Annotated in this window: 14 protein-coding genes; 4 read left to right on the top strand and 10 right to left on the bottom strand. The window is 54.3% G+C overall.

Annotated elements, in window-relative coordinates; all coding sequences use genetic code 11:
* Nucleotides 1–81 precede the first annotated feature (81 nt).
* Nucleotides 82–1,734, bottom strand: a complete 1,653-nt coding sequence (locus tag L2I46_RS18420; RefSeq protein WP_087824727.1) for an ABC transporter substrate-binding protein — start codon at nucleotides 1,732–1,734, stop codon at nucleotides 82–84.
* 268 nt (nucleotides 1,735–2,002) lie between these two features.
* Here L2I46_RS18420 and yccA point away from each other — a divergent pair, with 268 nt between their 5' ends.
* Both yccA and tusE read left to right on the top strand, forming a co-directional pair.
* Complete coding sequence (gene yccA / locus L2I46_RS18415; protein ID WP_002898458.1) at nucleotides 2,003–2,662, top strand: FtsH protease modulator YccA; 660 nt, start codon at nucleotides 2,003–2,005, stop codon at nucleotides 2,660–2,662.
* Between the two features lie 87 nt (nucleotides 2,663–2,749).
* Nucleotides 2,750–3,079, top strand: coding sequence for a sulfurtransferase TusE (tusE, locus tag L2I46_RS18410; protein WP_004201447.1), 330 nt, complete (start codon nucleotides 2,750–2,752; stop codon nucleotides 3,077–3,079).
* Here tusE and yccX read toward each other — a convergent pair.
* The 3 genes from yccX to L2I46_RS18395 are packed head-to-tail and all read right to left on the bottom strand — an operon-like array spanning nucleotide 3,076 to nucleotide 4,766.
* On the bottom strand, nucleotides 3,076–3,357 hold the full coding sequence (yccX, locus tag L2I46_RS18405) for an acylphosphatase (RefSeq protein ID WP_004201446.1): 282 nt from the start codon (nucleotides 3,355–3,357) through the stop codon (nucleotides 3,076–3,078). The two genes, tusE and yccX, sit on opposite strands and share 4 nt — an antisense overlap.
* A gap of 48 nt (nucleotides 3,358–3,405) precedes the next feature.
* Nucleotides 3,406–4,194 (bottom strand): AraC family transcriptional regulator, encoded by a 789-nt coding sequence (locus L2I46_RS18400; protein ID WP_023289061.1) that lies wholly within the window; start codon nucleotides 4,192–4,194, stop codon nucleotides 3,406–3,408.
* A 17-nt stretch (nucleotides 4,195–4,211) separates the two neighbouring features.
* Nucleotides 4,212–4,766 (bottom strand): YbhB/YbcL family Raf kinase inhibitor-like protein, encoded by a 555-nt coding sequence (locus L2I46_RS18395; protein WP_032455288.1) that lies wholly within the window; start codon nucleotides 4,764–4,766, stop codon nucleotides 4,212–4,214.
* Between the two features lie 190 nt (nucleotides 4,767–4,956).
* Between L2I46_RS18395 and rlmI the strand changes: the two genes are divergently transcribed.
* The gene (gene rlmI, locus L2I46_RS18390; protein WP_023289059.1) at nucleotides 4,957–6,159 is read left to right on the top strand and encodes a 23S rRNA (cytosine(1962)-C(5))-methyltransferase RlmI; all 1,203 of its coding nucleotides are present in this window, start codon (nucleotides 4,957–4,959) and stop codon (nucleotides 6,157–6,159) included.
* A 59-nt stretch (nucleotides 6,160–6,218) separates the two neighbouring features.
* Nucleotides 6,219–6,536: a heat shock protein HspQ gene (hspQ, locus tag L2I46_RS18385; RefSeq protein ID WP_023289058.1), complete on the top strand. Its 318-nt coding sequence runs from the start codon at nucleotides 6,219–6,221 to the stop codon at nucleotides 6,534–6,536.
* Nucleotides 6,537–6,577: 41 nt separating this feature from the next.
* Here hspQ and L2I46_RS18380 read toward each other — a convergent pair whose 3' ends face one another.
* The 6 genes from L2I46_RS18380 to L2I46_RS18355 all read right to left on the bottom strand — a co-directional run bounded on the left by L2I46_RS18380 (nucleotide 6,578) and on the right by L2I46_RS18355 (nucleotide 19,928).
* The gene (locus L2I46_RS18380; protein WP_105491106.1) at nucleotides 6,578–7,453 is read right to left on the bottom strand and encodes a peptidase; all 876 of its coding nucleotides are present in this window, start codon (nucleotides 7,451–7,453) and stop codon (nucleotides 6,578–6,580) included.
* Between the two features lie 146 nt (nucleotides 7,454–7,599).
* Nucleotides 7,600–10,734, bottom strand: a complete 3,135-nt coding sequence (locus tag L2I46_RS18375; protein WP_236948128.1) for a glycosyltransferase — start codon at nucleotides 10,732–10,734, stop codon at nucleotides 7,600–7,602.
* A gap of 54 nt (nucleotides 10,735–10,788) precedes the next feature.
* Nucleotides 10,789–12,009 carry an HlyD family type I secretion periplasmic adaptor subunit gene (locus L2I46_RS18370; protein WP_064154780.1) on the bottom strand — a complete coding sequence of 407 codons (1,221 nt, stop codon included), beginning with the start codon at nucleotides 12,007–12,009 and terminating at the stop codon, nucleotides 10,789–10,791.
* Complete coding sequence (locus tag L2I46_RS18365) at nucleotides 12,006–14,153, bottom strand: type I secretion system permease/ATPase (protein ID WP_236948127.1); 2,148 nt, start codon at nucleotides 14,151–14,153, stop codon at nucleotides 12,006–12,008. The genes L2I46_RS18370 and L2I46_RS18365 overlap by 4 nt, the downstream gene beginning before the upstream one ends.
* Nucleotides 14,150–15,586 (bottom strand): TolC family outer membrane protein, encoded by a 1,437-nt coding sequence (locus L2I46_RS18360; RefSeq protein WP_044522009.1) that lies wholly within the window; start codon nucleotides 15,584–15,586, stop codon nucleotides 14,150–14,152. The genes L2I46_RS18365 and L2I46_RS18360 overlap by 4 nt, the downstream gene beginning before the upstream one ends.
* A 166-nt stretch (nucleotides 15,587–15,752) precedes the next feature.
* Entirely contained in the window at nucleotides 15,753–19,928 is a 4,176-nt protein-coding gene (locus L2I46_RS18355) for a beta strand repeat-containing protein (protein ID WP_409201482.1), read from the bottom strand.
* Nucleotides 19,929–21,818: the final 1,890 nt, after the last annotated feature.

The raw sequence follows: 21,818 nt of genomic DNA, 5'->3' as shown, positions 1-21,818 counted from the left end.
AAAGCACCATTTTGTTCAACTGCCTTAAAAACAAACAAATCTGTGTTATTCGTCTGAATTTCAGGCAGTTCGCACAGAAAATCAGCGCCCATCGCCGCTCGCGGACGGCAGTTTCTTTATGTACATATCTTTGGTGTAGTAGTACCCCAGTTTGTCCGGCGTGAAGCCGCCCACCCAGGGCTTCACTAAATGGGTACGCACATAGTGATAGACCGGAATGGCGGGAACATCCTGCGCCAGCAGATCTTCCGCCTGCTGATAGTATTTGCCGCGGGTCGCCACGTCGGTGGCTTTCGCCGCGTTGTGCAGCGCCTCATCGTAAGCCGGGTTGCTGTACTGACTGGTGTTCTCGCTATCCCCGGTGCGGAAGGTATTGAGGAAGGAGGCGGCATCGTCGTAGTCGGCAATCCACGCGTAGCGGACGGCGTCAAAATTATGCGTATGCATCGTATCCAGCATCGTCTTCCACTCCTGGTTCTGCAGCTTCACCTCGACGCCGAGGTTTTTCTTCCACATAGAGCTGGCGGCGATGGCGATGCGCTGATGTGACTCGTAGGTGTTATATAGCAGGGTAAAGATCAGTGGGTGCCGCTCATCGTACCCCGCCTGCGCCAGCAGTTTTTTCGCCTCGGCAATCCGCTTCTCGCGCGGCCAGCTGGCATAGTCCGGGTTGTGTAGCGTCACGCCGCCAATATCCGGCTGACTGATCACCCAGGCCGGGCGCTGGCCCTGGCCGAGAACTTTTCCGGCAATGATATCTTTATCAAGCGCCATATTCAGCGCCCGACGCACGCGCGCGTCGTTAAACGGCGGCCGGGTGGTATTGAACTCGTAGTAATAGGTCGCCAGCTGTGGCGAAACGTCCAGCTGGTCGCCCATGGTTTTCTGCAACTGCGCAAACTGATTGATCGGCACCGTGTAAACAATATCGATCTCCCCCGCTTTGTAGCGATTGACATCGGCGGCCTCGGAAGAGACTGGCAGGTAAGTGACTTTATTGATAACCGTGTGCGCATTGTCCCAGTACTTCACATTACGTTCAGCCACCAGCCGTTCATTCACCACCCATTGGGTCAGCTTATAGGGCCCGCTGGTGACGATATGCTCTGGCCGGGTCCATTTATCGGCAAAACGCTCCACCAGCACTTTGTCGATCGGCACCAGCGCGGGGTGCGCCAGCATCGCCAGGAAGGCAGCATTCGGCTGAGTCAGGGTGACCTGCAGCGTGGTGTCGTTTAGGGCTTTCACCCCCAGCGTCTCGGGGCCCTTTTGCCCCAGGGCAATCTCTCGGGCGTTGGTGATATGCATATTGCCGGGGTAGCTTGCATAGGGGGAGGCGGTGGCCGGCGAGACCAGCCGTTGCCAGCTCCAGACGATATCCTGCGCCGTGATGGCCGTGCCGTCGGACCAGGTCAGGCCGGGACGTAAATGGAAGGTCCACAGCTGGTTGTCCTTGTTTTCCCAGCGTTCCGCCAGCCGGGGCTCGACCGCCCCCGCAGGCGATACGCTGACCAGACCTTCGAAGAGATCGCTAATAATATTATTTTCAACGTCGCTCTCGACTTTGTGCGGATCGAGCGAGGCTGGTTCACTGCCGTTATTTCTGACCAGCTCCTGCTTTTCCGCCAGCTGGGTGCCCGGCGGCACCTGCGCCGCCTGCGCCCCGCCGATCATTGCTATCATACTGACTGCCAGCAGCGTTCGCGTGATGTGATTGTTTTGATGTAATGTCATTTCCCTTTGCCTTTAACGTACGGAGTTATTCCCCCTTCCACACTTAGTCGCAGAATTTCAATAAAGCAATATTTTTCAGTAACCTATAAGATTTCGATCGGCTCACCGAAGCGAAACGCGAAAACATATCGCTTTTTCCAATCCATGCAGAATTTTATGCTAGTCAAAAGCGGCAAAAGCTAAGTAAAGATGGGTAAAAGCATTAGGGCTTCACGCTTGTTTTTCTTATTCTTTATACCTAATTACATCTGTCATAAGAGAGTGACTCATGGATCGCATAATTACATCATCGCGTGACCGTTCCTCGCTGCTCAGCACGCACAAGGTTCTGCGTAACACCTACTTCCTGCTCAGCCTGACGCTGGCGTTTTCCGCCATCACCGCTACCGCCAGCACGGTGCTGATGCTTCCTTCCCCGGGGCTGATTTTAACCCTCGTGGGGATGTACGGTCTGATGTTCCTGACCTATAAAACGGCGAATAAGCCCACCGGGATTATTTCCGCCTTCGCCTTCACCGGGTTCCTCGGCTATATCCTTGGACCGATGCTGAACGCGTACCTTTCTGCCGGCATGGGCGATTTGATCGGCCTGGCGCTGGGCGGTACGGCGCTGGTCTTCTTCTGCTGCTCGGCCTACGTGCTGACGACGCGCAAAGATATGTCTTTCCTCGGCGGGATGCTGATGGCCGGCGTGGTCGTGGTGCTGATTGGTATGGTCGCTAACCTGTTCCTGCAGCTGCCGGCGCTGCACCTGGCGATTAGCGCGGTGTTCATCCTGATCTCTTCGGGCGCTATCCTGTTCGAGACCAGCAACATCATCCGCGGTGGTGAAACCAACTACATTCGCGCCACGGTCAGCCTGTATGTCTCGCTGTACAACATCTTTGTCAGCCTGCTGAGCATCCTGGGCTTCGCCAGCCGGGACTAACCGTTCTCCTGCTAACAAAGGCCTCGCTTATGCGGGGCCTTTTTTTTTGCTACACTGCGGCCAGTTTCAGGCGGTATGTGAAAAATTATGTTTATTTTTGAAGGCAACGAAATTGAGACGGATAGCGAAGGCTATCTGAAAGATACCACCCAGTGGAGCGAGGCGATGGCCGACGTCATCGCCGCGCAGGAAGGGATAACGCTCGCCGTTGAGCACTGGGAAGTGGTGCGCTTTGTGCGCGAGTTTTACCTTGAATTCAACACCTCGCCAGCGATCCGCATGCTGGTAAAGGCGATGGCCAACAAGTTTGGCGAAGAGAAAGGCAACAGCCGCTATCTCTATCGCCTGTTTCCGAAAGGCCCCGCCAAACAAGCGACCAAAATCGCCGGTCTGCCGAAGCCGGTGAAGTGCATCTAATAGAGGATCGCGAACTTGTCCCAGCTGCGGGTGGGTTGATGGGGTTCAGTCAACACTCGGTCAACCCGCGCGCTGCGCGGCCCACCGGCTTTCAGCCAGGCGATGAGTTTCTCCACCTGCTCCGCCTCGCCGCAGGCAAGCACTTCCACCCCGCCGTCGTCCAGATTACGGGCATAGCCGGTCAATCCCAGCTGCAGCGCTTCCCGCTGTGTCGAATAGCGAAACCCTACGCCCTGAACTGAACCGTAAACCCATGCCATCGTGCAGATACTGGCCATCATCGTCTCCTTTTCGCTCACCCTTTACGCTGAGGATAGCAAATTCATTCAGCGTACGTGCTTTGGCAGTAAACCATAGTGCTGACGGAAGCGCGCGGTAAAGCGCGATCCCGACTGATATCCGCTGTTCTGCGCAATTTCCCCGATGGGCCGCGAAGTGGTCTGCAGCTGCCCCAGGGCATGGGCCATCCGCACTTCCTCGACAATCTGGCGAAAACTCTGCGATTCCTGCTGCAGCCGACGGCGCAGCGTGGACTCGCCGAGAAAGAGCATTTTCGCCACCCGCGACACGCTCCACGCTTGCGCTGGCGACAGCATGACCAGTTGTCGAACCTGCGCCGACAGATCCTGCTGCCGCTCGACGAGCAGCGGGCCGGCATAACCCGCCTCGTGCAAGGCCAGCAGCAGGCCCATGGTCTGATGCTGCTGCAGAGAGGGGGACAAGCCTTCCCGCACCGCCTGCAGAACGCTTTGCCACATAAACGCCAGCTCAGTCGTCACCGGGGCGCAGAGCGAGGTCAGACGCCCGGGCGGTGGTTCACTGACATAGCGGGTCTTGAACGCCGTCAACAGCTCGGGCGTCAGCGACAGCAGATCGGAGCAAAAGAGGCCATTCTCCGGCTGGTTAATCACCTCCAGCTCAACGTCAGCCGGCAAAACAATCAGCTGTTGCGGGGTCGCCAGCACCCGGCTCTCCCCTTGCACAATCACCTTGCTGCCGCGCTTTACCCGACAGAGCGCCGGGGCGAACAGACGCACCCGATGCAGCCTGCATAGCCGTCGGGTGGTGATCTCCGCGGCGGTCAGGGCGTTATGCTGAAAATGAATACTCTCCATCCGACCACCCTTTTATTTTAGCGCCCGGCCGTCGCCGTCAACTGGGCGCTGGCGAGAGCATGGCTGTGTAACAGATACCCGACCAGCGCCCCGCTGGCATCGGCGTTCACCGGCAGCGTGGGGATATCCAGCGCCCACACCGTAAAACGGTAGCGATGTGGTTTATCTCCCGCCGGCGGGCAGGCGCCGCCGAAGCCGGCATAGCCAAAATCGTTGCGGCCCTGTACCGCTCCGCCCGGCAGTGTAGCGCTGTTTTTATCTCCCGCGCCAGCGGGCAGAGAAGAGACGCTGCTGGCAATATTGACTAACGTCCAGTGCCACCAGCCGCTGCCGGTAGGCGCATCAGGATCCCGGACGGTGACCGCGAAGCTGCGCGTGCCTGCCGGGGCGTTTTTCCATGCCAGCTGTGGAGAGACATTGCCTCCTGTGCAGCCGAAACCGGTAAACCAGTGCTTCTGGGCCAGCGGCTGCCCGTCACGCATATCATTGCTGCTCACGCTAAACGGCGCAGCCATCGCGCCACTGCTCACTGCCGCAACCATCGCCACAACTATCCGCATACCTGTTTTCATCGTCTTCTCCTCCTGGGGGTGAGAAGACAGAGTATGAAACGCCGCGCAAAGTGAATGTGCTGAAGCGCCTGCATTTTGTGCCGAAACGCTCAACCGCGCCTGGCGGGGGAAAGATGCTTGTATGCGCCAGGTGTGCTAATCTACGCGCCATTTTTCGGTGCCGACATTCCCGTTGCTTAAAGGTAGCTCCATGACAGATTCCCTATTCCCCCGCTTAGTGTTAGCCAAAGGACGCGAGAAATCCCTGCTGCGTCGCCATCCGTGGATTTTCTCCGGCGGTGTCGCCCGCATGGAAGGTAAAGCCCGCAGCGGTGAAACCATCGATATCGTTGACCATCAGGGAAAATGGCTGGCCCGCGGCGCTTATTCGCCGTCGTCGCAGATCCGCGCCCGCGTGTGGACCTTCGATCGCAACGAAGCCATTGATAACGCCTTCTTTGAACGCCGCCTGCAGCAGGCGCAAACCTGGCGTGCCTGGCTGGCCGAGCGCGATGGTCTCGACAGCTACCGTCTGATCGCCGGCGAGTCCGATGGGCTGCCGGGCGTGACAATCGACCGCTTTGGCAACTTTTTCGTACTGCAGCTCCTCAGCGCAGGCGCCGAATACCAGCGCGCCGCCATCATCAGCGCCCTGCAGAGCCTGTTCCCGGACTGCGCCATTTACGATCGCAGCGATGTCGCGGTGCGTAAAAAAGAGGGGCTGGAGCTGGCCCAGGGGCCGGTAGTGGGCGAACTGCCGCCAGCGCTGCTGCCGATCGCTGAGCACGGCATGAAGCTGTTGGTCGATATCCAGGGCGGGCACAAAACCGGCTATTACCTCGACCAGCGCGACAGTCGCCTGGCGACCCGTCGCTACGTGGCGGACAAACGGGTGCTGAACTGCTTCTCTTATACCGGCGGCTTTGCGGTGTCGGCGCTGATGGGCGGCTGCCGCCAGGTCACCAGCGTGGATACCTCGCAGGAGGCGCTCGACGTTGCGCGCCAGAACGTGGAGCTCAACGGACTGGATCTGTCCAAAGCGGAGTTTGTGCGCGACGACGTGTTCAAACTGTTGCGTAAATACCGCGATCAAGGGGAGAAATTCGACGTCATCGTGATGGATCCGCCGAAATTCGTAGAAAATAAAAGCCAGTTGATGGGCGCCTGCCGTGGCTATAAAGACATCAATATGCTGGCGATCCAGCTGCTGAACCCCGGCGGCGTGCTGCTGACCTTCTCCTGCTCCGGCCTGATGACCACCGATTTATTTCAGAAAATCATCGCGGATTCCGCAATTGATGCCGGACGTGATGTACAATTTATAGAACAGTTCCGTCAGGCTGCCGACCATCCGGTGATCGCAACCTATCCGGAAGGGCTGTATCTGAAGGGGTTTGCCTGTCGCGTCATGTAACTTGAAAAACGAAACATGAGCCTCATATAGGGAGTATTCATGTTTCCCAGGAGGTGCCTATGATAGCCAGCAAATTCGGTATCGGCCAACAGGTCCGCCATACGCTCTTGGGCTACCTGGGCGTCATCGTCGATGTCGATCCCGAGTACTCGCTCGCGGAACCGGAAGAGGATGAAATTGCCGCCAATGACGAACTGCGCGCGGCCCCCTGGTACCATGTAGTGATGGAAGATGATGATGGCCAACCCATCCACACCTATCTGGCAGAAGCGCAGCTGAGCAGCGAACCCCGCGACGAACATCCGGAGCAGCCGTCCCTCGACGAGCTGGCCAAAACAATTCGTCAGCAGTTGCAGGCGCCCAGGTTGCGTAACTAGCCTACCCGCGCCGCCCTCAGGGCGGCGTTTTGCTTTATAGCCTATTTTTTCGCCCCAACCACGGCGGCCAGCGTCTGACAAATCGTCTCATTAAACTCGGGGCTGCGCTGCTGCGCTTCTGACCAGCGGGTATTCGCCAGGTTTAACTGCCGCGACTGTACCGCGCTCCCCTGCGCCAGCTGATTAAAAAACGGCGTTAACATCGCCCCCCCTTTCACTTGCTGTGCTATCAAGACCGGCGAACCATCGCTGTAACGGAAACGCTGTGCTGCTGCGGGGATAGTGATATTAGAAAAGTGCGCTTGCGCAAAGCTTGCCCAGTAATTCGCGGCGTTATAACCGCGTGTAAAATTACTTTCGCAATCAGGAAGCGGAAAGCGCGGCCGGGTATTTTTCTCCGGGGCTTTAAAGCTGTTTTCCATCCACCGCGCCATGCCCTCCAGATACCATGTTTGTTTAAAGACGGCATAGCCATACTGATAAAGATGGAAAAATTCATGAGCAGGGGTAATGTTACGCGCCGGTTCCAGCGCGGCATTCAATACAAACTTTAAACCGCAAGGCAGCTGCCTGCCGTCATTCATGGTTTCTGCTGCCACGCGATCGAAAGCCAGACCATTCCCCTTCGGCAGTTGCAATACATAGACATTGATTTGTCTGGCCTGAGCATAAATCTTTTGCTGTAACGGAAAGCGGAGGCCAAGCACATGGGAATAAAGATATTTGGCGGCCTGCAGCTGCACAGCAATATCTTTGATACTATCAGGGACGCCACTGCCTGAACTGTCGTACTGATATTTGAGCGCGTCGCGCCCTTGCAGGCTATAAAAAATATGGAAATCATCTTCAACATATTCTTTTTCGAGGCGATGTTTAAGCAATATCGAACCTTTGACGCAGCGGGATTCCTGCACCATTTCATTAGCCACTGCGGAAGGCAAACAAAACGCCGCGAAAAGATATATGGCGCAGCATGCCGCTCCTGTTCTGCTATATCGCAAGGTACCGCCTCTCCGGATGTAGTCCGCCCCAGCGAATTAATTTTACCAGGGCGGAAACGTTCTCACACGACACGTTGTTTGAGTGAAACCACGTTGACCGGCTTCTCCTCCAGCCCCTTCATTCGCTGCTCATTTTGCTGTAACCAGTTCTCCCAGCGCCCGGCTATCGCGCTGGCGTAATAACGGCGTGCATTGCGGATGGCGGCGGCCTGCATCTCTTTTTGTAACGCCTTATCGGAGATGACCTGAACTAATGCCGCGGCCAGCGCCTCTTCGTCGCCGTAAGGTACGAGGATCCCGGCCTGACGATCCTGCAGAATATCGCGCGGCCCATATTTTATAGCAAAGCTAATTAACGGCGTGCCATAGACCATTGCCTCGACCGCCGACAGGGATTGCCCCTCCTGATTTGAGCAGAGTACCGTACAGCAAGCGCGGCGATGGACAGCAGCAATATCCGAGGTAAATCCATTGATTTTTATGACCTCTTCTAATCCCCACGCCTTAACCTGCTCGCTGAGTTTACGGCGAAGCGGACCGACGCCATAAGTGTGTAGCCGCGCATCAGGGCATTGCGCCACTACGTTACGGAACGCGTTAAAAAGCATCAGATGCTGTTTTTCTTCAGAGTAACGCGCCAGATAGATGACTGTTTCCGAGGGTTCCTTTTGCGGGTCAGCCGGAATTTTGCTGTCATCCATATGATTGGGGATGACCACCAGGCGATCGCCGGGGATCCCCTCCTGCTGTAAATCCTGCCATTGTTCGTCGGTAAGTACGATTAACCGATCCACCCGTTGCGGTTGTTCCAGTAAATGACGGTATGAAGCTTTTATCCCGCCGTTTAGCAACTGATGATGAGAGTGGATGACTGCGCTAACCGTGCAGTTCATCCGCTGTGCCGGTTGCGAGCAGACGAATTCTTTCCAGGCTTTGTTTTTATCGACGATAAAATGCCAGCTGCCCGCTGCGGGCAGCATCATTTCCAGCATCCAGGAAAAAAACGCCTCCTGTTGGCTGAAGGATTTTATTTCTCCACCGGGTAGCGCGAGATCCATGCGGGCTATCTGCAGGTTCGCTTTCTTCACGTCAAAATATTTACGCAGCAAAACGTTTCCCGCGCTATCAACATAATCCTCCACCAGTTGCCCCTGCGGGCGTAATTGATAGTTATTTTTACCGACCGTCGCCTCTGCTTTTGGCGCTACAGCCTGACGAAGTTCGATCTCCCCTTTAAGCGCAGGTAGGGGAATGATTTTCCCGCTCTTCAGACACGACACCAAAGCATGGTACAGATTGTAAACCGGGACCGCTTCCGGCAGCGCTCCCCGCGCCTTCAATGCTTTTACCGTCTCATTGAGTTCGGGATCCCACATCGCGGTAATAAGCCAGGGAACAGTTTGTAAATGTTCTACAAACAGCCTTGCTCGCCGGGAAGCCGCTACCTCAATACCATTACCCACGTCGCGCAGATTCTCTAACAAAAAAATGGTCGTTCCCCGAGGTGCGGGCGGCGCCGCGATTGGCGATTGCTGACGTGTGTTGGCAGCCTGATAATACTTTTGATAAGCAATATAACCAGACAGATAGTGCTCTACATCATCAATCCGCACGCGGTAGCTATGGTGTCGAATGAAGAAGCTGTTGACGATACGAGCAGGATTTTTAAAAAACATCGCCAGTTCCGGCCAGAAGAAACCATCCAGCAGGTAACGCGCCCGCGACTCCAGCGCCTGATAAAACTTCTCTTTATCAAAGTTGTCGAGCAAATGGCGCTGTTCGGACGAGGCATCCAGACGCGCAATCATTTCCGCCGCCGCCATCATTAATTCCAGTAACGTCGGATAGGTTGTTACGCGTTGCAGCACGAAATCCAGATGATCGCGCACGTTATCCAGCCCGAAACGGAAATAACGCTCTTCCGGGCGGTAACGCGTCAATTCGTTAACACAGTAGCTCAACCAGTGATCGTGATGCTGCCAGTGTTTTTGTCGAATGAAGTATTCAAATGCTTTCTCCACCATGGACAGCCACTGCGGCGCCTGCGTCAAACGATACAAACGCATTAAGGCAAATGCCGCCTCGCCGTCGTAATAGATTATGCGATGTTTGGCTTTCAATGAGAGATCGTTGCTGTTAAGAACATGAACAAACTCACCGCTTTGCGCATCCTGCATAAAGGCAATGCCGGTGGCCAGTTGCGACAACAAGTCCAGATATTGTCGGTCACCCGTCGTTTCGGTATATTTTACCAGCGCCAGAATACTGACCGCATTCCCGCCAAGCTTAATTTCATTTTCGACATCGCAAAGAAACGCGGCCTGTCGCCCATCGGCAAGCGTACGAACGGCAATAAGATTGTTGACCAGGTAACCAATCGCCCGATCGATTGCCTGACGCAGGTGCGGCTGCCTGGTGGCTTCCCATCCTTCAATCAGCGAATAGGTTGAGCTGGCGTGGCGCAGAGCATTATAGGAACGTACCGGACGGTCAAAGCAGGGAAACCAACCGTAATAATAGAGCCCATCTTTTTTAACCTGGCGAGCCAGATAGTCGCTCCCCTTTTTAATCACCTCGGGCAGATAGTTTTTTTGCCATTCATCATCGATAACGCGGTAGCCGGAACTGCGGCCGCTATGTTCAATGAGTTTGGCACCGCTACGATCGCAAAACACCGATCGCGTTTTAAAACGCCATAATATCTGCTGAGGCTCGCTCGGCCAGTTCAAACTACATTTAAACCGCCGTTGACCATAATTTTCCAGATTGATGTCATTTGGCGCCGCTACGCCATTGTCGCCATCATAAAGTAACGCATTCGCCGCAATTTCCTGTTCAAGGATCGCTTGCGTAAATTGGGTATCAAAAGAGATCCCGAAGCGGAAGTAATTGCGTTTAGTGATATTGAGTTTCTTTTGCAGATTTTCCCAGGTGAGTTTTTCTACGCTATCGACAATGTCAATTCGTAACCATTGCGGTTCATTATCCTGCTTTTTACGCCACTCCTGCAGCGCTCTGGCGCCGGTTAACCAGGCTTGATCAAAACTGGCGGCGGTCGATACCTGGACATGCGCGCGCTGCTTTCCGTCACTGACGCTAAAAAAGATGACCCATCCAGGATAATCGGCAGGCAATGCGGTCGTTTTTAATGGCTTGCACTGAAAGCAAGCCTGTTGTAATAAATCGCTTAATGCCATCTCAAATCTCCATACGTTGAAAATTTCACCAAACATACAGCCAGCTAGCGGGTGTTACCTTTCTCTCAGTGCTTCTTTCGCCCTGTTAAATGGTTTCACCAGATAATCCATTACGGTCTTTTCACCGGTTTTAATATCAACAGTGGCGATCATCCCCGGGCCAATTAAAAAACGCTTGCCGCGTTTATTTTCCAGATAGTTATGATCGGTTCGGATAAATACCCGATAGTAGTAGACGTCAGGTTTTGCCTCATCCTGGATCGTGTCCGGAGAGATAGTTTCGACAACACCATTGAGGGCGCCATAGATGGCATAATCATAGGCGGTAATTTTCACCAGTGCCTTCTGATCGGGATGAATAAATGCAATATCCCGCGGCGAAATACGCGCTTCGATCAATAATCGACCATCGATGGGTACAATATCCATCAGCTCACCGTTTGGCGCGATAACGCCGCCGATGGTATTCACTTTGATATTTTTGACGATCCCCTGCACCGGCGAGCGCACGGTCAGCCGAGCCACTGAATCTGCCCGGCCTTTAATCACTTCGGCAAGGCTGGCGACATCCGCGTTAGCTTTCGACAACTGCTCGCGGGCATCAACATAGTAGCGAGTGTTAAGGTCAATTTTCTTTAATTCAATATCGGCGGCCTGCTGACGCAAACGGAGTACTTCGACATTACTGGCCGCACCGGTCTTAGCCAGCTTTTCATTTATCGCCAGCTCGCTATTTACCAGAGACAACGACTGCTCCAGTTGCCGCATAGACTTCGTTAATTGCTCCCTGCGGCTGTGATAGAGGCGAGTTTCTTCCGCCAGCAGCCCCGGCCAGGCCTTCAGCGATGGCGGAAAAATCAGCGGTTGGTTATTAACCTCTGCGGTCAGGCGAATGCTCGCGGCTAATGACGCGCGATATTTAGCCTGACTCTCGCCAACATTGGATTCACTGCGGGTGGGATCCAATCGTGCGACCACCTGACCTGCGGCGACCCGGCTGCCTTCGCGAACGTGCAACTCAGTTAAGATCCCGCCGTCCAGCGTTTGCAACACCTGCTCGCGCGAGCTGGGGATCACTTTTCCGGTTCCGGTGGATACTTCATCGAGCGTCGCGAACCACGCCCATACGCCTGTGACAACCAACAGCAGTGCCAGTAAAGCGATCAGGCGTCGCGAATTAACCAGTTCAGCCTCATCACGCTCGTTATCAGCCATCGCGGCAACCGGATCCGGTTCCTGTACTCGCGGGAAAATTGCAGTACTGGGTTTATTCATATGTTCACCACCTGAGCGCGCGCTTTTTCCTGCTCAAATACGGTCGCCTTCGGTTTATCCAGCGCTAACTGACCATCCTGAATAACCAGAATACGATCAACGATATTGAGCACTGCTGCTTTATGAGTGGCGATGATTAACGTGCGCTCTCCTGCCCAGCACGCCAGTTGCTCGACGAACGCTTTTTCTGTTCGTTCATCAAAAAATGAGGTGGGTTCATCCAGCAAAATAATATTAGGGTCGCGAATGAGCGAGCGCGCCAGCAACAGGGACTGCCGCTGTCCGCCGGAGAGCCCGAGTCCCCCTTCCATCACCACATGTTCAAGACCCATAGGCAGTTTGTTGACGAACTCCAGCGCACCACACAGTTCAAGCACTTTCACCAGTTCATCATCGCTCGCCATTGGCCGCCCCAGCGTCAGATTCTCCCTTAATGTTCCATGAAACAGCCGCGCCTCCTGAGTCAGTAGCGTGGCGTTACGGCGAATGTCTGCAAGATCGATCTGTGGCAGCGAAAGATCGTCAAGCCGAAGTTCGCCTGACGCCAGCTCGACATTGCCCATCATCGCCTGCAATAGCGTCGATTTTCCGGCGCCTATGCGCCCAAGAACGGCTATTTTTTCTCCGGCTTTAATAGAAAGTTGTTTAATTCGCAGCGGTGCGGGGCCATTGTCTTTGCCGTAACGAAACTCGGCGTTACGGAATTCATAATTGCCGTGCAGAACCGCTCGGTGGACCCGCGGTTCATCCAGCCCGCCCTCTACCGGCAGCGCCATTAAATTATCCAGGCTTGCTTTCGCGACTTTCACCTGCTGCCAGCGAGCCAGTACGCCGCAGAGGGCCGTCATCGGAGCAACCATTCGGCTGGACAGCATCGATGCCGCCACCATGGCGCCAGTCGTGATGTCGCCATTAATAACCAGTGGCGCCCCTACCGCTACGACGGTGGCATACAACAGGTTCTGAATCGACATGCCCCAGCTCACCAGGCCATGAGTGACTTTGCGGGTTTTCACTCCCGATTCGGCAGTAATTGCCACATAGCTGTTCCATTGCTGCAGGAAACGGCTTTCTGCCTGCATCATTTTGATATCCGGCAGCCCCTGAATGCTTTCCACTAAAATGGCGTTGCGTAGCATGCTTTCATGCTGATTTTTGTTCGCCAGCTCGGCCAGTTTTTTCTGCAGTACCAATCCCGGCAATAGCATCAGAATAGTCGCAACAGGCGCAATCCAGCTCAGCCATGGCGAGACGATAAATAACACAAGCTGGAAAAGCAGGAAAAAAGGCAAATCGGCAATGACCGTCATCATGGTCGAGGTCATCATTTCCCGTACCTGTTCAAGCTCGCGAATTTGGGAAATAAAGCTGCCTGTCGAGCGTGGAACCGCCGTATTTTTCAGCCGCAATGCGTGACCAAACACGCGATCGGAGATACGGATATCTCCACGTTTGCCTAACAGATCCGTGACGTGTCCACGGGTAATTTTCAGCATGAAGTTGAACAGGGCGGCAATTAATACACCGCTGAACAGGACATATAAAGTGGGATAAGATTGAGCAGGGATCACCCGGTCATATACCTGCATAGAAAACAGGATGCCGGCTAATGCCAAAATATTAATCGCCAGCGATGCCAGCATGACATGCAGATAGGGACGCCAATCTTTTAAAACGATTTTACGCAGCCAGTCTGGCTGAAAGCGAGAGAGATAGCTTTCAGTTCTAATATCTTTCTCCGGCGAGGCCGGACGAAAAGCCACGGTGAATTCAATCTCATCTAATAAGGCGTCAAGCGGGCAGTGGCTTAGTAAAGTCAGCTCTTTGACAAAACGGATCCCGACGGAATTATGCAGATCGAAGCTTTCAATAATGCCAATCTGACCATCTTTGAGCTGTACCACAAGCGGCAGACGCCAGGCCGACATTTTCCGGTCATTGCCATTCAGAAACTGGCAATGCAATCCGGCATGGCGGCAGAGATGTTTAAGCGCATCAGGCAGCGTTTTTTGCGTCGCCCACTCCGCCGCGGCATGGAGCGTACCCGGCGAGTAACTTTGCCGATAATGGCTGGCGACAAAAGCCATAGCGTTAGCCCAATCCTGCAAATGGGGAATATCGCTGCGCTGGCGTTGTTCGCTCATGGTCGAATCTCCACACCCTGAATTCTTTGGTTATCCAGAGCAAAAACGGCGCGCATTTTCCCCGTACTGAACAGACAGTCCAGTTCCAGATTTCGCAGTTGCGCTTCAGTTAATACCTGATTGAATTGCGCCTGATAAATTTCCTGATCGACATTGAGCAGGTCGAGTAACGGACGCGTGCCAAGCTGTAAATATTGATCCTGATACAGAGCGCGAGTTTGTTCGCCAAGTAATTGCTGGCGGCGCTGGATGGCGATAGATTGTTTCAGATTTACCGCCTCGTCGCGGGAGGCGCTTAACTTCTGGCTGGCATCGAGTTGCGCGTTTCTGATCCCGGCATTAGCCGCAGATAACGTTTGCTGCGCCGCTTCGCGGGAAGCGGTGAGTGCCCCGCCCTGATAGATCGGCATTTCAACTTTTACCCATGCCGAATACTGAGTTTTATTTAAAACCGCGCTGTTGGCGTAATTATCATTGAGGTAATGCGTTACCTGAGGTTCCAGCGAGATAGTTGGCAACATTTGCGCGGTGGCATTATCTAACTGCGCCTGCGCCTGCGTAGCCTGCGCCAAAGCCGCGAGCACCGCTGGTACGGTTCGGTAATCGATTTTACTTACGCCACAGGCAGCATCCATCGCCTGCGGTACGCTTTCGGTTACGGAGGTAATACTCCCGAGACCAAGATAAGTCGCCAGCGTTGCCTTCCAGCGCTCCAGCGCCGCCTGATATTGAATAAGCGTTGCCTGCGCGCCCTCTACGCGGGTATCCGTCTGCACCACATCTGAAAGCGATGTTGCGCCGGCGTCGTTGCGCTGGCGAATAAGATCGCCAATATGTTTTAACGAATCCACCTGGGCCTGAGCTATTTTCACCAGCTTTTGATAACCCTGCATCTGTACCACTGCACCCGCGGTATCATGAGCCACTTGATCGATATTAAGCATGACCATCGCCTGCTGTTGGGCAACAGCGGCATCCGCCGCTCTGACCGAGCTGGAGACTTTGCCAAAGTCGTACAGCATTTGCGAAACAGAAACCACTAATGAAGGGGAATATCCTGAATCAGAGTAGGTATTACTATAACCATTATTCATACCCGCATTGACCTGCGGATAATATTTGGCTTTCGCTACATCAACTTTTTGCACCTGCTCCTGGAGCTTACTCACCTGTTGAGTGATAGCTGGATGCCAGTTGACTGCTGATTTAACCGCCGTGGCAATATCCACTGGACCGGCCAGATGACTTTCAGGATTGATAAGATCTTCGCTATATCCGGCAATCTGCTGACTATCGTTTAATCTCTGGGTACTGATAGTGGTGGGCGGAAAGGAAAGCTCCTCTGCCTCAACCGTTAATACCATGCTTATTGACAGGAAAATAGTGCTGCACCTGTAAACGTTGACCATCCCTTTTTTTTGAAATAGACGCATAAAATTACCTTTCAGAAAGCACACTGAAAATATGGATATACTCTTTCCGCATCATTCCTTTTATTTAACAATAGCCCGTCGTTCTCGGGTTTGTTTTTTCTTTCTCCTTTTTTGGCAAAAGCCATAACGGCAGCACATCCCTGTGCCACCATTCCCATTGACATATTTAGTTCGAATTGTTGGTATCAATCAGCTCATCGAGCGAATTGATATGGACCCCCTGTAGCGTGATCAACGTCGCAGGTTGATGAGTGGTTCCACCGTTACCATCGCGATCAATAGACACCACGGTATTTCCGCCAACATAACTCAGAGTAATATAGTCACCCAGCGTATCGCTGGAACCATTCCAGCCGACCAGCAGCGCCGAAATATCGATATGGTCTCCCTGCGCGACTGAGAAATCGCTCCAGGTATCGCTACCATTGCCTCCTGTGTCGTCATCCGCCAGCAGGTTGTAAACCAGCGTATCGGCTCCCACTCCCATGCTGAAGGTATCATCGTAAGCGGTACTGTGAACGCTATCGTCATTGACGCTGCCGGCGATCTGCGGATGCAGATCGATGGTCAGGTTCGCCGTCGAACTACTGCCATCACTACTGATAAGGGTATAGGTAAACGTCTCCTTAGCCGTTATGGCGTCGGTATTGACACCATTGTTCAACTGATAGGTGTAACCTCCTTCCCCATTAATGGTCAGGATCCCATATTCACCATACAGCACCGCATTTCCATTAGAGGCGCTGGTCCCCGTATCGTTAGTTACTGTGCCATCCGAATGGAAGGTCCAGTTGGTCACGACGCCCAGATTATTTTCGCCACTTATCGTAAAGCCGCTATGCAGCGAACCAAGCGTATCCGGTGTGCCATTCGCATCGGAACCGTCGAGAATATTGCCTGCCACGGATTGCGCGACCGTCAGATGCGCATCGGTATGGATCTCGGTTCCTGTCACGCTCGCTGACAGGCTGTAGGTCATCGCCGGGCCAGCCTGCATCGTATGACTAATACTCAGCGTATAATCACCTGCCGCCAGTTGTACCGGGTTGCTGCCGTTGACCAGGTTTAGCGTCGCGGTAGCCGAATCCGCCCCCGGGCTCAAGAGGGTACCGTTGAGGGCCATCTCCAGAGGCCCCGTCCACACCGTGACATCTGTCGTGACTCCGCCAACGGTCACATGATGGATTAACGTGACCGTTCCGGAAAGATCGCCATTCAGTAGTGAAAGGCCACTGGTTCGGTTACCACTCAGGTTGAGAGTGATAGACGCCCCATCCACCTCCCGGCCTTCCGCGATGGTAAAGTTCTGGCTTGTTACTTTCACCGCCGAGGTCGCGCCAGTCTGTACCGCAGCGTTCGTCACCGCAAGATTACTGACGCTTTGCGTCCAGGTGGCCGCTTGCATTGCCGTCGGCGCCGACAGGGAAACGATATCATCTATCGCCACCGCCGGTGTCGATTCAATATTCATCGTCAACGTAGTCGATGAAGTCTGACCCAACGCATCTTCTATCGTATAGGTGAAGACATCGCTTTGACCGGCGCCCGTTGTACCATTGGCATGATAGCTATAACTACCGTCCGCCTTGATGAACAGCGTTCCCCAGGTGCCATTTATAGTGACGCCCTCAGGGGTGACGGTTTCTATCTGCGAACCAAACTGGACGCTGCTTACGGTAATCCCGTTTCCGGTATCGCCGACATCACCATCGCTATCAGTATGCAGAACATTACCCGTCACATATTTGGCCGAATCAGTCACCTCCATACTAATACTGGTGCCCAAGTTGAGATTCAGAATCGAGCCGATCACCCCTCCTGTGGTGGGTGACGAAATAACGACCATATAGTTACCGGCGCCAATTCGTTCGAACTCTCCTCCCCCCGCATACTCAAGGCTTAATCCAAGGAGACCTGTCGGCGTTGCTGTAATTCCATCCTTAATGACCCCGACAATCTGGTTCGTATCGGTATTGACCAGAATAAGATCCAGAGTGACAGCGCCAAGCGCGATGCTAAGGGCGGTAGACCCCGAAACGCCTAACGTCACATCCTGTTCAGTCCCCTCGGCCACGGTAAACTTAAAGCCATTAGTCGGAAGCGCGACATTCACGGTATTCAGTAACGACAGGCCCGCCACCTGAACGACATTGCCCCCTTGAATATCAAGATTATCCTCGACATTGCCGACGTAATAAGCCTGCGTATCAGGGTTGGCCTGGGCGGTTTCGATCTCCTGACCAATATTAATGGTCAGGGTCGTGGTGGATTGCAGTCCATTACCATCCGTAATGGTGTAGGTAAATACATCTGCATTACCTGCTGACCCCGCCTTACCTGATGCCTGATAGCTATAGCTGCCGTCAGCGTTAATAGTCAGGACACCGTAAGCACCGGTTACCGATATTGTGCCGCCATCCACGGAGACAGTCTCGCCTGCGGCAGTGGTGGCCGTTACCGACGTTACCGTAAGATCGGTACCGCTATCGGCCATATCGCCGTTGTCGGATCCCTCCAGTACGTTGCCTGTAACGGTACTTCCGCTATAACCGAGCGAGTCTGTTACCGTTGCCTCAACGAAGGTGGCAACGCCTGCCCCTGCCAGCGTGTTGATCAGGCTCACCAGCACCCCATCAGAATTGGGTGAGGATATCGCCAGCGCATAGTTACCAGCAGGCAGATTCTCAAAGGAAGCGGTGCCGCTATAGACCAACCCACCAAGCAAGGTTGCGCTAATACTCACGCTCCCCGGGTCGATAGCAACAACGCGTCCCGTAGCGATATCAATCACCGACAGATCGGCTGTCAGCGTATTTCCCGCCCCCAGCAGATTGACTATCGACGTTAACAGTCCTGCTGTTGAAAGCAGAGAAACGCCACTGACATCAACCGTCATATCTTCTGTCGTGTTGTTATCCACGTTGAAGCGGAAACTACTGCCAGACAACAGCGACACATTAATCGTGCTCAACAGCGAGACACCAACCAGTTGCGAGAGATTGCCTTCAGTGCCATTAAGGTTGCCGTACTGCTGAATAATCTCAGAACTATTAGTATCAGGTATTGCCTCAACGGAATCGGAGTCGCTGTCGGAGTCAGAATCGCTATCCGAGTCGGAGTCACTGTCAGAGTCTGAATCGCTGTCCGAATCGGAGTCGCTGTCAGAATCCGAATCGCTGTCAGAGTCCGAATCACTGTCAGAATCCGAGTCACTGTCAGAATCCGAGTCACTGTCAGAATCCGAATCGCTGTCAGAGTCCGAGTCACTGTCGGAATCCGAGTCGCTGTCAGAATCGGAGTCGCTGTCGGAATCAGAGTCACTGTCCGAGTCCGCATCGCTGTCGGAGTCCGAGTCGCTGTCTGAATCCGAGTCACTGTCAGAGTCAGAATCGCTGTCAGAGTCGGAATCGCTGTCAGAGTCGGAGTCGCTGTCTGAATCAGAATCACTGTCAGAATCAGAGTCGCTGTCGGAGTCCGAGTCGCTGTCAGAGTCGGAGTCGCTGTCGGAATCGGAGTCACTGTCGGAGTCACTGTCCGCATCAGCATCTGACTCACCGGTATCGCTTCCTGCCACAATATTAATTGTCAGCGTGGCCGTCGCCATATCACCATTCTCATCCACTATCGTGTAGGTAAAGACATCAGCCTGGCCAACAGCGTCCGCATCGCCAGTCGCCTTATAGGTATAGCTGCCGTCCGCATGGATCGTCAGCTGGCCGTAAAGACCGTTGATCACAACGCCTTCAGACGTCACATCAAGCGGCGTGGTCTGCATGCTGGAGGCGATTTTGCTTACCGTAATGCCATCCCCGGTGTCTGCGACATCACCGCCTGCATCTGCAGTCAGCACGTTGCCGGCAATTACCGTCGAGGTGTACTGCGTAGAGTCTGTGATCGTCGCCTGCGCCACCGACAGCAGATTGGCTGAAGCCAGTTCATCAACCACTGCGGCCAGCGCGCCGGAAGCCTGTGGTGAAGAAACCACCACCGCGTAGTTCCCTGCCGGCAGGTCGCTGAAGGTCGCGCTGCCGGAGTAAACCAGATTGAGCAGCGCCAGAGATGGCGTCAGGCTCACGGCATCCGGAATAATCTGCACCACCTCACCGGTGTCGGTATTCACTATCGACAGATCGGCGGTGATAGATGAAGCACCTCCCACCAGTTGTCCCACCAGTGCCAGTACCGACTGTAGACTCAGCAACGTTGAACCGGTAACAGCTATCGTCACGTCCTCAGTTGTTCCTTCACTAACCGAGAACTTCGTTGAGTTTGCCGCCAGCAGGGAGACATCCACCGTATTGAGTAAGGAGACGCCGAGCAGCTGGCTTGCGGTTCCGGTCACGTTGTTAAGATTGCCCTCTACGGTATCGATAGCCGCGGTATGGGTATCATCATTTGCCTGCGGTTCGGTATCCGAATCGGAGTCGCTGTCGGAGTCCGAGTCACTGTCAGAATCCGAATCGCTGTCAGAATCCGAGTCACTGTCAGAATCCGAGTCGCTGTCAGAGTCGGAGTCGCTGTCAGAATCGGAGTCGCTGTCAGAGTCCGAGTCGCTGTCGGAGTCAGAATCGCTGTCAGAGTCCGAGTCGCTGTCAGAGTCCGAGTCGCTGTCGGAATCCGCATCGCTGTCAGAGTCGGAGTCGGAGTCGCTATCGGAGTCAGAATCGCTATCCGAGTCCGCATCGCTGTCGGAGTCAGAGTCGCTGTCAGAATCCGAGTCGCTGTCCGAGTCTGAATCGCTGTCGGAATCAGAGTCACTGTCAGAGTCCGAGTCGCTGTCGGAATCCGAATCACTGTCAGTATCTGAATCGCTGTCCGAGTCCGAGTCACTGTCGGAATCTGAATCGCTGTCAGAGTCCGAGTCGCTGTCGGAGTCCGAGTCGCTGTCCGAATCAGAGTCACTGTCGGAATCCGAATCACTGTCGGAATCTGAATCGCTGTCAGAGTCCGAGTCGCTGTCAGAATCCGCATCGCTGTCTGAATCCGAGTCACTGTCGGAGTCGGAGTCAGAATCACTGTCAGAATCCGAATCGCTGTCCGAGTCCGAGTCACTGTCAGAATCCGCATCGCTGTCAGAGTCGGAGTCGGAATCGCTATCCGAGTCAGAGTCACTGTCTGAATCGGAGTCGCTGTCAGAATCCGAGTCGCTGTCAGAATCCGAATCGCTGTCGGAATCAGAGTCACTGTCAGAGTCGGAGTCACTGTCAGAGTCCGAGTCGCTGTCAGAGTCCGAGTCGGAGTCAGAATCCGAGTCGCTGTCAGAGTCGGAGTCGCTGTCAGAGTCCGAGTCGCTGTCGGAGTCAGAATCGCTGTCAGAGTCCGAGTCGGAGTCAGAGTCCGAGTCGCTGTCGGAATCAGAGTCACTGTCTGAATCGGAGTCACTGTCAGAGTCCGAATCCGAGTCGGAGTCCGAGTCGCTGTCGGAATCCGAATCACTGTCAGAATCCGCATCGCTGTCAGAGTCGGAGTCGCTGTCGGAGTCAGAATCGCTGTCAGAATCCGAATCGCTGTCGGAGTCAGAGTCGCTGTCAGAGTCGGAGTCGCTGTCCGAATCCGAGTCACTGTCGGAATCCGAGTCGCTGTCAGAGTCCGAGTCGCTGTCAGAGTCAGAATCGCTGTCAGAATCCGAATCGCTGTCGGAGTCAGAGTCGGAGTCGCTGTCGGAATCCGAGTCACTGTCAGAGTCAGAATCGCTGTCAGAGTCGGAATCGCTATCCGAGTCGGAGTCGCTGTCGGAGTCCGCATCACTGTCGGAGTCCGAGTCGCTGTCAGAGTCGGAATCGCTATCCGAGTCGCTGTCAGAATCCGAATCGCTGTCAGAGTCCGAGTCGCTGTCAGAGTCGGAGTCGCTGTCGGAGTCCGCATCGCTGTCCGAGTCGGAGTCAGAATCCGAATCCGAGTCGCTGTCGGAATCCGAGTCACTGTCTGAATCAGAGTCGCTGTCGGAGTCAGAGTCGGAGTCGGAATCCGAATCGCTGTCGGAATCCGAGTCGCTGTCGGAATCCGAGTCGCTGTCAGAGTCCGAATCGCTGTCGGAATCTGAATCGCTGTCAGAGTCCGAGTCGGAGTCAGAATCGGAGTCAGAATCCGAGTCACTGTCGGAATCCGAGTCGGAGTCGCTGTCGGAATCAGAGTCACTGTCAGAGTCCGAGTCGCTGTCGGAATCCGAGTCGCTGTCAGAGTCCGAATCACTGTCAGAGTCAGAGTCGCTGTCGGAGTCAGAGTCGCTGTC

The organism is Klebsiella sp. 2019SCSN059 (assembly GCF_021739525.1).
Classification (GTDB): domain Bacteria; phylum Pseudomonadota; class Gammaproteobacteria; order Enterobacterales; family Enterobacteriaceae; genus Klebsiella; species Klebsiella quasipneumoniae.
The sequence above is the reverse complement of the archived record's forward strand: the minus strand, read 5'-3'. Positions and strand labels throughout refer to the sequence as shown.